At 48.4% G+C, this 13,732-nt stretch carries 13 protein-coding genes; 1 reads left to right on the forward strand and 12 read right to left on the reverse strand.

What is annotated here, in order from left to right:
* Window positions 1-60: 60 nt before the first annotated feature.
* A complete protein-coding gene (gene prmA / locus J3B89_RS02090; protein WP_215395849.1) occupies window positions 61-948 on the forward strand; it encodes a 50S ribosomal protein L11 methyltransferase in 888 nt (295 codons plus the stop codon).
* Window positions 949-1,016: 68 nt separating this feature from the next.
* Here prmA and J3B89_RS02095 read toward each other — a convergent pair whose 3' ends face one another.
* The 12 genes from J3B89_RS02095 to guaB form a co-directional block, all read right to left on the reverse strand.
* A complete protein-coding gene (locus J3B89_RS02095; protein WP_215395850.1) occupies window positions 1,017-2,054 on the reverse strand; it encodes a linear amide C-N hydrolase in 1,038 nt (345 codons plus the stop codon).
* A 97-nt stretch (window positions 2,055-2,151) separates the two neighbouring features.
* Window positions 2,152-2,823, reverse strand: a complete 672-nt coding sequence (gene lepB, locus J3B89_RS02100) for a signal peptidase I (RefSeq protein ID WP_215395851.1) — start codon at window positions 2,821-2,823, stop codon at window positions 2,152-2,154.
* Between the two features lie 190 nt (window positions 2,824-3,013).
* Window positions 3,014-3,595, reverse strand: coding sequence for an outer membrane beta-barrel protein (locus J3B89_RS02105; RefSeq protein ID WP_215395852.1), 582 nt, complete (start codon window positions 3,593-3,595; stop codon window positions 3,014-3,016).
* A 283-nt stretch (window positions 3,596-3,878) separates the two neighbouring features.
* Window positions 3,879-5,855 carry a response regulator gene (locus tag J3B89_RS02110; RefSeq protein ID WP_215395853.1) on the reverse strand — a complete coding sequence of 659 codons (1,977 nt, stop codon included), beginning with the start codon at window positions 5,853-5,855 and terminating at the stop codon, window positions 3,879-3,881.
* Window positions 5,848-6,309, reverse strand: coding sequence for a response regulator (locus tag J3B89_RS02115; RefSeq protein ID WP_215395854.1), 462 nt, complete (start codon window positions 6,307-6,309; stop codon window positions 5,848-5,850). The genes J3B89_RS02110 and J3B89_RS02115 overlap by 8 nt, the downstream gene beginning before the upstream one ends.
* Entirely contained in the window at window positions 6,309-7,793 is a 1,485-nt protein-coding gene (locus tag J3B89_RS02120) for a sensor histidine kinase (protein WP_215395855.1), read from the reverse strand. Before J3B89_RS02120 ends, J3B89_RS02115 begins: the two co-directional genes overlap by 1 nt.
* A gap of 22 nt (window positions 7,794-7,815) precedes the next feature.
* On the reverse strand, window positions 7,816-8,025 hold the full coding sequence (locus J3B89_RS02125) for a histidine kinase dimerization/phospho-acceptor domain-containing protein (RefSeq protein WP_215395856.1): 210 nt from the start codon (window positions 8,023-8,025) through the stop codon (window positions 7,816-7,818).
* A gap of 22 nt (window positions 8,026-8,047) precedes the next feature.
* A complete protein-coding gene (locus J3B89_RS02130; RefSeq protein ID WP_215395857.1) occupies window positions 8,048-9,382 on the reverse strand; it encodes a sigma-54-dependent transcriptional regulator in 1,335 nt (444 codons plus the stop codon).
* A 200-nt stretch (window positions 9,383-9,582) separates the two neighbouring features.
* Complete coding sequence (locus J3B89_RS02135) at window positions 9,583-10,032, reverse strand: SRPBCC family protein (RefSeq protein WP_215395858.1); 450 nt, start codon at window positions 10,030-10,032, stop codon at window positions 9,583-9,585.
* Window positions 10,033-10,048: 16 nt separating this feature from the next.
* Window positions 10,049-10,423, reverse strand: a complete 375-nt coding sequence (locus J3B89_RS02140) for a VOC family protein (protein WP_215395859.1) — start codon at window positions 10,421-10,423, stop codon at window positions 10,049-10,051.
* Between the two features lie 88 nt (window positions 10,424-10,511).
* On the reverse strand, window positions 10,512-12,089 hold the full coding sequence (gene guaA, locus J3B89_RS02145; RefSeq protein WP_215395860.1) for a glutamine-hydrolyzing GMP synthase: 1,578 nt from the start codon (window positions 12,087-12,089) through the stop codon (window positions 10,512-10,514).
* Window positions 12,090-12,147: 58 nt separating this feature from the next.
* Window positions 12,148-13,617, reverse strand: a complete 1,470-nt coding sequence (gene guaB / locus J3B89_RS02150) for an IMP dehydrogenase (RefSeq protein WP_215395861.1) — start codon at window positions 13,615-13,617, stop codon at window positions 12,148-12,150.
* Window positions 13,618-13,732 lie beyond the last annotated feature (115 nt).

The following is a 13,732-nucleotide window of genomic DNA, read 5'->3' on the forward strand; positions in this document are numbered from 1 at the left end:
AAGGCCGCTTTTGCGGCCTTTTTGCTATAATGCGGCAAATTTTTATAAGCGAGACTGACTATGCCCTGGATCCAACTGCGCGTTAACACCAACGAAGAAAAAGCCGAACAAGTCAGCGATATGCTGATGGGCTGGGGCGCTCAGGCCGTTAGTTTTGTTGATGCACAAGACACCCCGATTTACGAGCCAATGCCCGGCGAAGTGATTTACTGGACCAATACCGTAGTAGTGGGCCTGTTTGATGCTGAGCATCCGATGGATAAGGTGGTAACACAGCTGCAGCAGGTGTCCTTTTTTAAAGACGGTGTCGATTACAAGCTGGAACAGTTAGAAGATAAAGACTGGGAGCGCGAATGGATGGATAACTTCCATCCGATTAAATTCGGCAGCCGCTTATGGGTATGCCCCAGCTGGCGTGATATCCCGGATCCGACAGCAGTAAACGTCATGTTAGACCCTGGCCTGGCTTTTGGTACCGGCACCCACCCCACTACTGCGTTATGTATGCAGTGGCTGGATGCTACTATTCAACCGCAGCAGACCGTGGTCGATTTTGGCTGTGGCTCCGGCATTCTGGGCATTGCCGCATTAAAGCTTGGTGCCAAACGGGTAATCGGTGTCGACATTGACCCGCAGGCAATAGAAGCCAGTACGGCCAACGCCAAACGCAATAATGTCGAAGGCCAGATAGAACTGTATTTACCCAAAGACCAGCCAAGTGATTTTCAGGCCGATGTCGTCGTAGCCAATATTCTCGCCGGGCCGCTGGCCGAATTAAAAGCCGTGATCAGCAGCTATGTTAAACCCGGTGGTAAACTGGCGCTGTCAGGCATTTTAGAAAGCCAGGCACAAAGTGTAATAGACGCTTACAGCGATGAGTTCAGCTTTGACCCAATAGCCGTGCAGGAAGAATGGGTGCGCCTGAGTGCACAAAAACATGGCGGCTAGTGTAAATTAGCCGCCATGCTGAGAATTTATGGGCAGGCAACAACATAACCGGGGGGCTATGTTAAACGCTATAAACCGGCAAACTGAAATGCCGCGGCTTTTTTAAACTGCTTAATGGTATTGCCGGCATAGGTTTGGTTTTTATCCAATGCCAGTTTACGTACCGGTTGTCCGGCACGAAAATCAGCTTGTGTTAATTCAACCCAGAACGTATTGGGTGTGAATACCGTTTCAAAGTAATAACGCAACGATTTATGATCGGCCACTGAGCGCCAGCGGGTGGAGGAAATATTCGGCTCAGTAGGCGACGAAATGCCATAGGGCACAGACGTATTGCGGATCAGGCTAAACACGCTGGCAGCAGCCAGTGTAGGATCATTAGTTTGCGGTATTGCATTTAAGTAAAACGACGCCCTGACAAACCGGTCTGCAGCACGGTTGGTACCAGGCAACATGGTAGTGCCGCCCAGCTCTTGCCAGTATTCGTTTATCGCCAGTTGTTTCTCGAACACCGGAGAATTTGTCATCACGGTATAGGATGGGTCATGATGAATAACCAGCTTGCCGTCAATATATTCAAATACAGCATTGTCTCCGCTGGCATCAGACAACGACAAATGCACAGTAGTAAAACGGTCAGTGCCGGGAATAGTAGAGGATACCATTACAAAAGGTTCGGCCTGCATGGCGGTAACCGCCTCGGCTACACTGGCAAAGTTATCCAGCATATACTGCACCCAGGCTGCTACTGTTAACCCTGGCTGGCTGCCATCATATTGCGGGTAACGTGACTCTACCAGCCAGAGTAAATTGGCAACCAAGCCTTTTTCATTCATACCGTCAGCACTGGCAATATCAAAGGCACTGGCTATTACACTGCCATATTTCGATGTCCAGCGTACCGAGTTAGCCCCGACCTCGCCCTGACGCTGCATGCCACGGGGAAACAACCACAGGTTAACCGGGATCTCATCCCGCCAGTCCATTGAGCGGGCAGTTAGGATAAGGCTATCCTGGCCTTTATATACCGCGCGGGTACAGGCTTCAGTAGCAGTTGAAATCGTAACGCTAAGTAAAGCGCTTAACAATAATACGGACATTTTCATCAAGAATTCCTTACAGGCTGGCAGCTTTAATCACCATCAAGTAAAGCAACTATTTTACAAAATGAAAACCAAAGTGCCGATATTCCGCGCTGGCGCCTTATAACGCTGCCAGAAAACGCTCGCTGCGGGGCAGGTAATAATTATCGTAGTCCAGCGAAAACAATACACTGCTGGCCCGGCCAACTATTTCATCACGAGGTACAAAGCCTATTACACGTGAGTCGGCGCTGTTATCACGGTTATCGCCCAACACCAGATAGTGGCCTTGTGGCACCCGCACCGGTGCAAAACTGTCGCGGCCAGTGGCAAAAGGTGCCAGCTTTACTGCATGGGTAATAGTGCCCAGTTGTTCACTTAACAGCTGACTACTGCCGTCAGTAGCTGAACCAACCTTTATTGCATCAGCCAGTTGGTTGTATGCCAGTTGCTCACCGTTAATACTCAGCACATTGTGTTGCATTGCCACCACATCGCCCGGCACACCCACAACACGTTTTACCAGTCGGTTACCGGCAGCTTCAGAGGCAAAAATAACTATATCGCCGCGTTGTGGATCAGCACGTTTTATCAGCGATACGGTAGTAAAAGGCAGGCGTACATCATAGGCCATTTTATTAACCAGGATACGATCACCGATTTCTATTGTGGGTTGCATCGAACCGGATGGCACATCATTCCAATCGGCCACCGCACTTCTGAACACAAACATTAAACTTAAAAACACCACTATGCCGCGATTATCACGCCACAACTGTAATAACTTAGCCATTCCCTTTCTCTGCCCCATTTCCTTACTCCACCATGTTACTAAATCCGCTATGTTGCTAAATAAGTACAAACATCCTGTCAGACCGAAGGCCGGAAGCAAAGTTCAGCTCTGCTGATAAGGCTAAAGCCAACCTGCAGACAGCCGGGCTGCGATACCCGGCTGTGAGCTGATTTTAAATAGTGCGGTAAGCTTAAAAGGTGTACTGAATACCGATGCTGGCATAGTCTACTTTAGTGTCAAAGTTATCAATATCGGCTAATATCCCGATTTCGTCACGATCAAACTTAACGTCAAAGCGCGTGTAATCCAGCCGCAGTGCCAGGCTTTGTGTCAGAGCAAAAGATACGCCTACGCCATAAAATATATCTGAGCCATCTACATCGGCACTGTCATCGGTGGCATTAATGTCTGCTTTCCACCAAATATTGCCGCCCTGAGCATAAACAGTAAAGCGCTCTGTCAGCGGTAAACCGGCTTTTAACGCCAGAGTGTAACCATCTAAATCTGTGTTAAACACGCTATTGCCATAGTTACCGAAATCGATATAACCACCTTCTAAAGACAGTACCTGATTAAACTGGGCGCCCAGAAAATAGCGGCTGGCATTATCTTCATCATCAAAATCCTGATCATCACCGTCTACCTTCAGCAAACCATAAGCGGCGCCAACGTAAATTCCCCTGTGATCAACATTATCTTGTGGTGTAGCGGCATAAGCAGAGGTGGCGATAAAAGAAGATGCTGTAAATGCGGCTAAAATTGACTTTTTCATAGTAAACTCCGTTAAATCAGCTAGTGACAACAGGCACTTTGGCCTTAGTTCGCTTTAACGGTTACAAGCTTTATACCACTTTGGAAAATAAAAATAATCCATTTAAAATCATAATCTTAAAAAACATTCCACCTATTCAACCGGTTTTAAACCGTTATAAAATTGTAATACTAACATCGTGGAATGCAGAATTTACAATGGTTAAACGAAAGCGTCAGCATCAAACCAGGCTACAGTTGCTTGATTTGTATACTAATACCGGATATCGATAGCTGAAAATACCCTAGCGGCATGTTAACACTACGCTATGCAGTGCCTGTTTAGTGATAGGTTTTAACAGACTCTGCTGGACGATAGCACTGCCAGACGCCGCAACATCGTGCTCATGCCCGCTCACCACAATAACAATATTGTCAGGATAGTTGTGCTCAATCCGTTCGATAAGCTGCACGCCGTCGCTGTCCGGTAAGCCCAGATCAAGCAAAATTCTGTCAAACCGGTGCAGTAAGGCCAGTTCCCGCATACACTCTTCTGCGCTGTGTGCCAGGGTGCTTTTCACTCCCAGACTTTGCAGCAGTATCTGCATTAATTCTGCAGCTTCGGTATCATCCTCTACCACCAGAAAATGCAGCGGTGCAATATCTGTTGTGCTGTTGTCTGTTAAGGCGGTATGGCCTGCTAAATAGCAGCGTAATACACGGTACAGCTGGCTCTTAGTGATCGGTTTGGACAACACATCATTAAAACCCAACGCCGTTAGCTGCTGGCGGATCCCCTTCGCCATTGCGGCAGTAAGTGCAACCACCGGATAGCCATAGCCCGTTTCACGGATAGCAACTGTCGCTTCTCTGCCACCTATGCCTGGCATGTGTAAATCCATCAGGATCAGATCGTAATACTTGCCAGATGCTACTTTGTGTTTCACCTTTGCAATAGCCTCGGCGCCGTTTTCTGCAAAGTCTACTAACGCGCCTGTGGCCTGAATCCAGTGTGCAGAAAGCTTACGTAAGTCAGCCAAATCATCGACAATAAGCACCTCACCGGTTAACGTCAGCGTATTATGTGCACCGCTAACATTGCCAAGTGAAGGTTCCAGACTTAATTGCTTGCGCTGTGCCTGTGCAATATCGCCAGGGTCAACAGAAAAGGTAAATACACTGCCCTTGCCTTCTTCAGAGGCTACATCAATATAGCCTCCCATACGCTGAATCAGTTCAGCTGAAATGGCCAGCCCCAGGCCTGCGCCGCCTTTTTTCCGGGTAAGGTAATCTTCTATTTGGGTAAAGGGCGCAAAAATTTCTTTAAGTTGCCGCTGCGGAATACCTACGCCGGTGTCGGTTATACGGAAATACAACATCTCTTTCGCTGCATCCTGCTGTACCCACAGCTCAACGCTGATACTGCCGGTGTCGGTAAATTTAATAGCGTTGTATATCAGATTTATTAACACCTGGCGTAAGCGCGTGCCGTCAACAGTAATAAGCACGGGTAACGGCGTTACCGAACTAACAGTGAGTTCCAGCCCGTTATCAATAGCGGTAACTCTGAGCAGGGTATAAATATCCAGCATCAGATGGCGTAAGCTGGTAGGCTCGGGTCGTAATTCCAGTTTGTTTGCTGTAATTCTGGACAGATCAAGAATGTCGTTTAACAAGCTCAGTAAATGTTTGCCATTGTTGAGAATGATATTCAGCTCTGGCCGCGCGTTTTCTGTATGGTTTGACTCAAGCAGTAACTCGGTGTAGCCCAAAATAGACGACAACGGCGTTCTGAGCTCGTGGCTGAGATGGGCTAAAAACCGGTCTTTTGATCGGTTATCTGCCTCAAGGCGAAGCCGGTTTAAACGTTCCAGTTCAAACTCGCGGCGGCTTAAGGCATAGCGTATTGCTCTGGCAAACCTTGCTTCACTCAGTTCGCTTTTTACTAAAAAGTCGGCAGCACCGTATTCCAGTGCCTGTAAGTCAAGCTGCTTATCCGGTTGGCCGGTAAGCATAATAATGGGTGTAGATATTCCGTTATCTACTGCCTGTTTTAACAAAGATAAACCGGTTTCGGCGCCTAGCTGATAATCCAGCAGACAAATATCAAAATTGCCTTCTGTTAGCTTTTGCAACCCTTCAACTGAATTTGTTACCCATGTCAGTTGGCTGTCAAGCGAGGTTAAATCCTCCAGGTGGCTGCGTGTAATGATGTAATCATCTTCATCGTCTTCCACCAGAAGAATTTTTGCCTGTGTAACCGGCTTAGGCTGGTTAGTCATTGTCTTGTACTGGTAGCTCAACAAACTCTACCCAATACTTACCCAGGGTGCGCATTAGCTCTACCAAACCTTCAAAGTTTACCGGTTTGGTGATATACGACGCCGCGCCGAGGTTATAACCACGCACCATGTCTTCTTCTTGTTTTGACGTGGTAAGAATAACAATAGGAATACCACGCAAATTATCGTCATTTTTAATATTGTGCAGTGCTTCACGGCCATCCATACGAGGCATATTTAAGTCCAGCAATATCAGGCTGGGGCGCGGACAAGGCACGCCATTGGCGTATTTGCCTTCTTTGCGCAAATATTCCAGCAGCTCTACGCCATCTTCGACACAATACAGCGAATTAAGCACCCGGCTTTCCCGTAGCGCATCTTGTGTCAGTAATCTGTCATCTTCGTCATCATCAGCCATTAAAATAGTAATTGGCCGTGTTTTGGTAAGCGGCATTATTCAGTCTCTCCCCTGCTGCCAAACGGTGTACCATCGGCAGGCAAAATTAATGTGAAAGTGGCGCCAACTCCTGGCTCACCCGATGCGTAAATTAACCCTCTGTGCCTTTCTACAATGCGCCGGCATACCGCCAGACCTATGCCGGTGCCTTTATATTCCGAGCGGCCGTGCAGGCGTTGAAACGGTGTGAAAATTTTTTCAGCGTACTCTATAGCAAAGCCAATGCCGTTATCTGTAAGTGTTATTACATACCAGTCCGGGCAAATTGCCTGCTGCATAATATTAGGCTGGTGCACTGCTGCAGTAATAGTAATAACCGGCGTTCTGTCCGGTATGCGAAACTTCAGCGAATTTGACAGCAAATTAAGGAACAGCTGGCTAAGCTGGCTGCTATCAGCCTGTATTACCGGTAAATTCCCGATGTCGATTTGAGCGTTACTTTCCGCAACTGCAATTTCAAGATCGTCCAGTGCGCCATTAACAATGTCATTTAAATTGGTGGCTGCAAAATCACGGCCCCGGGTATTTATGCGGGAGAAATCCAGCAAATCGTTAATTAACAGCGACATCCTTTGTGCTGCGTTACGCATTCGTTTCATATAGTCCAGGCCCTGCTCACCCAGATCCTGACTAAATGACGCTTCCAGACGATCGCCAAAGGCCTGAATTTTTCGCAAAGGTTCCTGTAAGTCGTGGGATGCCACAAAAGCAAAATCTTCCAGCTCACGGTTGCTACGGCTTAATTCCTCAGAATACAAGCGTAATTCCTGCGTGCGCTCTTCCACTTTCAGTGCCAGTTCTTCGTTCTTACTTTCCAGTGCAGCCAGATATTTCCGCTCTTTCTTTACATTAATAAATGACAGTATCAGCATCAATATCACCAGCACACTGCTCAGTACGCCAGATAAAATAAAGTTAAGCCTGGCATCGTCCCGCCCTTTAGTAAGGCGCAGCAATAGGCTTTCGCGGTAAGATTTCTCTACCTGGCGGGTGATGTCAAATAACGTCCGAAACTCCAGATATATATTCTTGCCACGGTCAGTTTTTAGCAATCTGAGCGCCAGCTCATCTTTATTTTGCTGCGCCAAGCCAACTATCTCAGTCAGCTCTGCTATTTTGGCATCAGCTAACCGGATAATCTCATTGATACGTAACTGTTGCTCCGGAATCTCAGATTTAATGGCCTGAACTTCAGTAATTTGCTCTCGTACCCGGCTTAATGCCGCCTGATAGGGTTCCAGATAGATGATATTGTCTGTCAGCAAATAACCCCGCTGACCAGACTCAGCCGACAATACCGACAAATGCAAATCATCAAGTTTGACAATATTATCGCCGGTGTTGGTCAGGCTGGTTTGCGTATGAGTTAACTCTTTAATCGAACTGATTGCCAGATAGGCATTGAAGCCAATCAGGCACATCATCACCAATCCCAGTATAAACCAACTGGTACGGGCGCTGTTTAGCAGACTGCCTGGCATCTATACTTCCTTTTTAATGGCTTCACGCTGGTGGCTCTGACAAATTTTCCAGCAACTGACTGCAGTCCTGACAGGACTGCAGTATTTTATCCACAGCTTCAATCGCTTTTTGCGGTGGTAAATTGTTTTCCAGTACCAGCTTAATTAACTCGGCCTGCATTGAGATCCGGTTCAGTGGCTTGCGAATATCATGTACTTGCTTAGCTAACTCAGCCACTTTTACATCAGACATAATATTCTCTCCCTGTTAATACCTAGCTAAATTCCCCTAAGCCGCCATAAGCACTTAAGCGGTTGTACAGCGTTTTTACACTTACCCCCAACATATCAGCAGCCATCGCTTTGTTGCCACCAACTTTTTTTAATGTCAGGTAAATTAACTCTTTCTCGACTTCATCAATGGTTTTGCCTGCTGTCAGGCCGGTTGTTTCTTTCTGTGCAACAGAAAACGGAGACGCAAAAGACGCAGGCAGCTCAATCTCATTCTTAGCAGGATCACTCATAATATAAGCGCGGTGTACAGTATGGCGCAGCTCTCTGACATTACCCGGCCAATCAAAACTGGCCAGGCGCTGCAGCTGAGCGTTGCTAAATTGATAGTTGGTGCCATTTTCATCATTTAAACTGGCTAAAAATGCTTTTGCTAACAGTGGGATGTCGGTGGCACGCTCTCTGAGCGGCGGAATTTCTATCGGGAATACGGCGAGGCGAAAATAAATATCCTCCCGCAGAATATTTTTTCCGGCAATATTTTCCAGGCTTCGGTTAGTAGCCGATACTACCCGGCAATCTACAGCAATTTCTTTACTACCGCCTACCCGCACGATTTTTTTTGTCTCTAATACCCGCAATAAATGCGGTTGCATATCAAGCGGCATTTCTGTTACTTCATCTAAAAATAATGTGCCACCCTGAGCGCGCTCAAAAACACCGGTTTTTTGCGCAACGGCGCCGGTAAAAGCGCCTTTTTCATGGCCAAACAGCTCGCTGCTGATCAGCTCTTTTGATAAACCACCACAATTTGTGGCAACTAAAGCGCCGGTTGTAGCACTGGCATAATGAATGGCTGAGGCAACCAGTTCCTTACCTACACCACTTTCCCCCAACAACATCACGTTAGCATTCGACGCTGCAACACGCTCAATCATGGTGTACAGCGCTTGCATCGGTGCGGACTCGCCAATCAGGCAGCCAAAATGCAGCTCAGACTGAGTAGCAGAAGATTTTTTTGCTTTTTGTTTGTCCGGATTAAGTACCCGTTCTAAGCACTCACGCTGTATTGGCTTTAGCAAATAATCTACTTTGGGCCCACACAGATCAGCAATAATGGATTTTACCGACGGGTGTCCGGTAATAAAAGTGACTTTGGGAACAGGAAACAGGTGCTGGACTCTATCCATCAGATGGATGCCACTGCCGTCTGGCAGCATAAAGTCGAGCAGAATATGGTCAAAGCTATTGTGCTCAAGCCACTCATTGGCTTCGGCTAAACTGCCGGCGACAGACACGGTATGCCCTAAAAAATCTATAATATGGGAGGCAACCGCGGTGAATTCGTGGTCATCATCTACAAGTAATATCGATAGCAAAGCTCAAATCTCATATCAGTCTATTAACAATTATCAGTTTTATGCACTATCAGGTGGCAATATACTGCAATAACAGGCCAATACTAAGTGTTTAGTACCCAGCTGAATAGTGGTTTATTAATTATTTGTGTAAATCTGTTTGTTATTGCTGATATCAAAAAGCGCAGGGCTGTTTGTAACGCTAAAGCACTATTTTACATTTAGCTCTGCTCACATAGCGCCTTGAGTTTTTGCAGCGCCTTGGGCCAGGTATCCTGCATATATTGCTCATACTCTGGCGCGATATCCTGCTCAATACTGACTTCAGTGCCACCGGCTACGCTGGCAAAGCGGTAATTTTCAAACGCCGGCGCCCAGCTGGTTACCTGTTCGCTCTCAAAATCATCTTGGCCATTAACGATAAACCCCAGGTGCTTAATCGAGATAAACTCCAGTGGTTTATGTTCAGCAATCGTTGCCACCATGCCATCACCGGACGGCGATAAAAACCGTATCGTCTCACCTTGCTGCCAGCTGCCTTTAAAATACGAGCCTTCGCAAAATGCCGAGGTCCAGTTACGGTAACCAACGTCAGACAACATCCGCTGCCACACCGTTTGCACCGGTGCATTAATCATAATACTGAAGTGAAGTTGTTTTACATTACGCATTATCCGCTCTCCGCTGTTAGCGTTTTTCTTCCATCAGGCCCACCAGATTTGCATCCGGGTCACGCACAAACGCCAGCCACAGCTCATGGTCCGGCATTTTCGCCGCCAATTGCGGCTCGCGCTCTGGCTTAGCACCTTTGACGACTATCGCCTCGTAGGTTGCACTGATATCGGTAACACTGAAATACAAAACCGAGTTAGCGCCCACTGCACCAGCGCCCTGTGGTGTACTGAGCATCAGCCTGGTGCTGCCTGCCTGTAAAAACGCCAGCTGTGGTGAGGGTTGAAATAAAAACGGCAAACCTAAGATATCGCGATAAAAGCCAAGCGCGGTTTCCACATCGCTGACCGTCAGTGCAATCTGGCCAATCCGGCCGCTTAATTCAGACATGATGCTCTCTCTGCCAAAAGCAAAATAACCTCAGCTGTTATAGCAAAAAGGCCAGCATTGCGCTGGCCTTTTGTTTCATTTCAGGAAATTATTCCCACTCAATCGTCGCTGGCGGCTTGCCGCTGATATCGTACACCACACGGGATATACCGTTTATCTCATTGATAATGCGGTTAGATACTTTACCCAGCAAATCATACGGCAGGTGTGCCCAGTGCGCTGTCATAAAGTCGATAGTTTCTACTGCACGCAGTGATACTACCCAATCGTACTTACGCGCATCGCCCATTACGCCTACCGATTTTACCGGCAGGAACACGGCAAAGGCCTGGCTTACTTTATGGTACAGCTCAGCCTTGTGCAGCTCTTCGATAAAGATCGCATCGGCGCGGCGCAGAATATCGCAATACTCTTTTTTGATCTCGCCCAGTACGCGCACACCTAAACCCGGGCCCGGGAACGGGTGACGGTACAGCATATCGTAGGGCAGGCCCAGCTCTAAACCCACTTTGCGCACTTCGTCTTTAAACAGCTCGCGCAGTGGCTCTACCAGGCCCATCTTCATATGTGCCGGTAAGCCACCCACGTTATGGTGCGATTTAATTACGTGCGCTTTACCGGTGGCCGAGCCGGCTGACTCGATCACGTCCGGGTAAATAGTGCCCTGGGCTAACCACTTGGCGTTTTCCAGCTTTTGCGCCTGCTCGTCGAACACTTCAACAAAGACGCGGCCGATAATTTTACGTTTGGCTTCCGGCTCATTTTCACCGGCTAAAGCATCTAAAAAGCGCTGTTCAGCGTCTACCTTGATAATGTTCAGGCCGAAATGGTCGCCAAACATATCCATGACCTGCTTGCCTTCGTTTAAGCGCAGCAGGCCGTTATCCACAAAGACACAGGTCAGGTTTTTGCCAATAGCACGGTGCAGCAACATGGCCACGACCGAGCTGTCGACACCGCCGGACAAGCCTAAAATAACCTGATCATCACCAATTTGTTGCTTTAAGCGGATAATAGCATCTTCAATAATCGACGCCGGAGTCCACAGTTTGTCACAACCGCAGATATCCACCACAAAATGCTCCAGCATGCGCAGGCCCTGACGGGTGTGGGTAACTTCCGGGTGGAACTGCACACCGTAGAACTGGCGCGCTTCGTCTACCATACCGGCATGCGGGCAGGTACTGGTGCTGGCACAGGTAATAAAGCCTTCCGGAATTTGTACTACTTTATCACCGTGGCTCATCCATACATCTAACAGCGCGTTGCCGTTACTGCCGACGTGATCTTCAATTTTTGCAAACAGGTCGTTTTCAGCTACCACTTCTACCTGCGCATAACCAAACTCGCGCAAATCTGAACCCTGTACCTTGCCACCCAGCTGCTCAGCCATAGTTTGCATACCGTAGCAAATGCCCAGCACCGGTACACCGGCTTCAAACACATATTGTGGCGCGCGTGGTGAGTTTTGCTCGTGCACGCTTTCCGGGCCACCGGATAAAATAATGCCGGTCGGGTTAAAGTCACGGATTTGTGCTTCGGTCACATCCCAGGCCCACAGCTCACAGTACACGCCAATTTCGCGTACGCGGCGGGCGATAAGCTGGGTATATTGCGAACCAAAATCGAGAATTAAGATGCGGTGGTGATGAATGTTTTTGTTCATAGCAACCTTTAAAAAGTACAGCGGCCGGTATCCCCCGGCCGCATTAACAGTAAACAGTTTAGCCTAAGCGGTAGTTGGGCGCTTCTTTGGTAATTTGCACATCGTGCACATGCGACTCGCCCATACCGGCTGAAGTTACCCGGACAAACTCCGGCTTGGTGCGCAGCTCGTCGATGGTTGGGCAACCGGTTAAGCCCATGGCACTGCGCAGGCCGCCCATTTGCTGGTGAATAATGTTTTCCATCGGGCCTTTATAAGCCACACGGCCTTCAATGCCTTCCGGCACCAGTTTCTCGGCGTTGTTGCTGCCCTGGAAATAACGGTCTGACGAGCCGTTACGCTGCGCCATGGCGCCAAGCGAGCCCATACCACGGTAAGATTTATAGTAGCGGCCCTGGTACAGTTCTACTTCGCCCGGCGCTTCTTCGGTACCGGCAAACATAGAGCCCACCATCACCAGGTTGGCACCGGCCACTAAGGCTTTGGCGATGTCACCGGAGAAACGGATACCGCCGTCGGCAATAATAGTGACATCAGTACCCGCCACACCCATCACCGCTTCAGAAATAGCAGTAATTTGCGGCACACCACAACCGGTAACAATACGGGTAGTACAGATAGAGCCCGGGCCTATACCCACTTTTACTGCATTGGCACCGGCTTCTGCCAGCGCTTTGGCTCCTTCTGCCGTGGCCACGTTACCGGCGACAATTTGTAAATCCGGGTACTGGGCACGGGTTTGTTTTACGCGGTCAATTACGCCCTGCGAGTGGCCGTGCGAGGTATCTATCAGCAGAATATCGACACCGGCTTCAACCAGCGCAGCAATGCGCTCGTCGGTGCCCGGGCCCACGCCCACTGCCGCGCCTACGCGCAAGCGGCCTAACTCGTCTTTACAGGCGTTAGGCTTACTGGCAGCTTTGTAGTAATCACGTACGGTAATTAAACCTTTTAGTTTAAAGTCACTATCTACTACCAGCACTTTTTCAATGCGGTGCTGGTGCATCTTCTTAAAGGCTTCTTCACGTGGCGCACTTTCCAGCACTGTTACTAAACGCTCGCGTGGCGTCATCAGGCTGGAGACTTTTTCATTGTTGTTAGCTTCAAAACTCATATCGCGGCTGGTTAGCATACCCACCAGGTTATTGCTGGCATCCACCACCGGAAAACCGGAGAAGCCACACTGCTGCGCTAACGCCTGCACTTCACGGATACTCATATCCGGCGTTACTGTTACCGGGTCTGACACCACACCGCTTTCGAATTTTTTAACTTTACGAACGTTAGCGGCCTGTTCTTCTATGGTCATATTTTTATGAATAAAGCCTAAGCCACCTTCCTGCGCCAGCGCTATGGCTAAGCGGGCTTCGGTTACCGTGTCCATAGAAGCAGAAACCATAGGAATATTCAGCGTGATGCTTTTAGTCAGTCGGGTGCGTAAATCGGCTGTATGAGGTAGAACAGTAGAGTGCGCCGGTACCAGTAACACGTCGTCAAAGGTAAGGGCTTCTTGTTTGATCCTGAGCATTGCAACAATCTCGCTGTGGCTGAAAAGATAGGGAATGTTGCGGCGCAATTTTAACGGTTTTGCGCACGTATAACAAACGCTTTTTTGTTTTATGTTACTCTTATGCTCTGCCTGA

This window comes from Rheinheimera oceanensis (assembly GCF_018831085.1).
GTDB classification, from domain to species: Bacteria; Pseudomonadota; Gammaproteobacteria; order Enterobacterales; family Alteromonadaceae; genus Alishewanella; species Alishewanella oceanensis.

Excerpts from the sequence above, each read along its gene's own strand:
- prmA (WP_215395849.1), top strand. The coding sequence starts at position 61 with ATGCCCTGGATCCAACTGCGCGTTAACACCAACGAAGAAAAAGCCGAA.
- J3B89_RS02095 (WP_215395850.1), bottom strand. The coding sequence starts at position 2,054 with ATGAAAATGTCCGTATTATTGTTAAGCGCTTTACTTAGCGTTACGATT.
- lepB (WP_215395851.1), bottom strand. The coding sequence starts at position 2,823 with ATGGCTAAGTTATTACAGTTGTGGCGTGATAATCGCGGCATAGTGGTG.
- J3B89_RS02105 (WP_215395852.1), bottom strand. The coding sequence starts at position 3,595 with ATGAAAAAGTCAATTTTAGCCGCATTTACAGCATCTTCTTTTATCGCC.
- J3B89_RS02110 (WP_215395853.1), bottom strand. The coding sequence starts at position 5,855 with ATGACTAACCAGCCTAAGCCGGTTACACAGGCAAAAATTCTTCTGGTG.
- J3B89_RS02115 (WP_215395854.1), bottom strand. The coding sequence starts at position 6,309 with ATGCCGCTTACCAAAACACGGCCAATTACTATTTTAATGGCTGATGAT.
- J3B89_RS02120 (WP_215395855.1), bottom strand. The coding sequence starts at position 7,793 with ATGCCAGGCAGTCTGCTAAACAGCGCCCGTACCAGTTGGTTTATACTG.
- J3B89_RS02125 (WP_215395856.1), bottom strand. The coding sequence starts at position 8,025 with ATGTCTGATGTAAAAGTGGCTGAGTTAGCTAAGCAAGTACATGATATT.
- J3B89_RS02135 (WP_215395858.1), bottom strand. The coding sequence starts at position 10,032 with ATGCGTAATGTAAAACAACTTCACTTCAGTATTATGATTAATGCACCG.
- J3B89_RS02140 (WP_215395859.1), bottom strand. The coding sequence starts at position 10,423 with ATGTCTGAATTAAGCGGCCGGATTGGCCAGATTGCACTGACGGTCAGC.
- guaA (WP_215395860.1), bottom strand. The coding sequence starts at position 12,089 with ATGAACAAAAACATTCATCACCACCGCATCTTAATTCTCGATTTTGGT.
- guaB (WP_215395861.1), bottom strand. The coding sequence starts at position 13,617 with ATGCTCAGGATCAAACAAGAAGCCCTTACCTTTGACGACGTGTTACTG.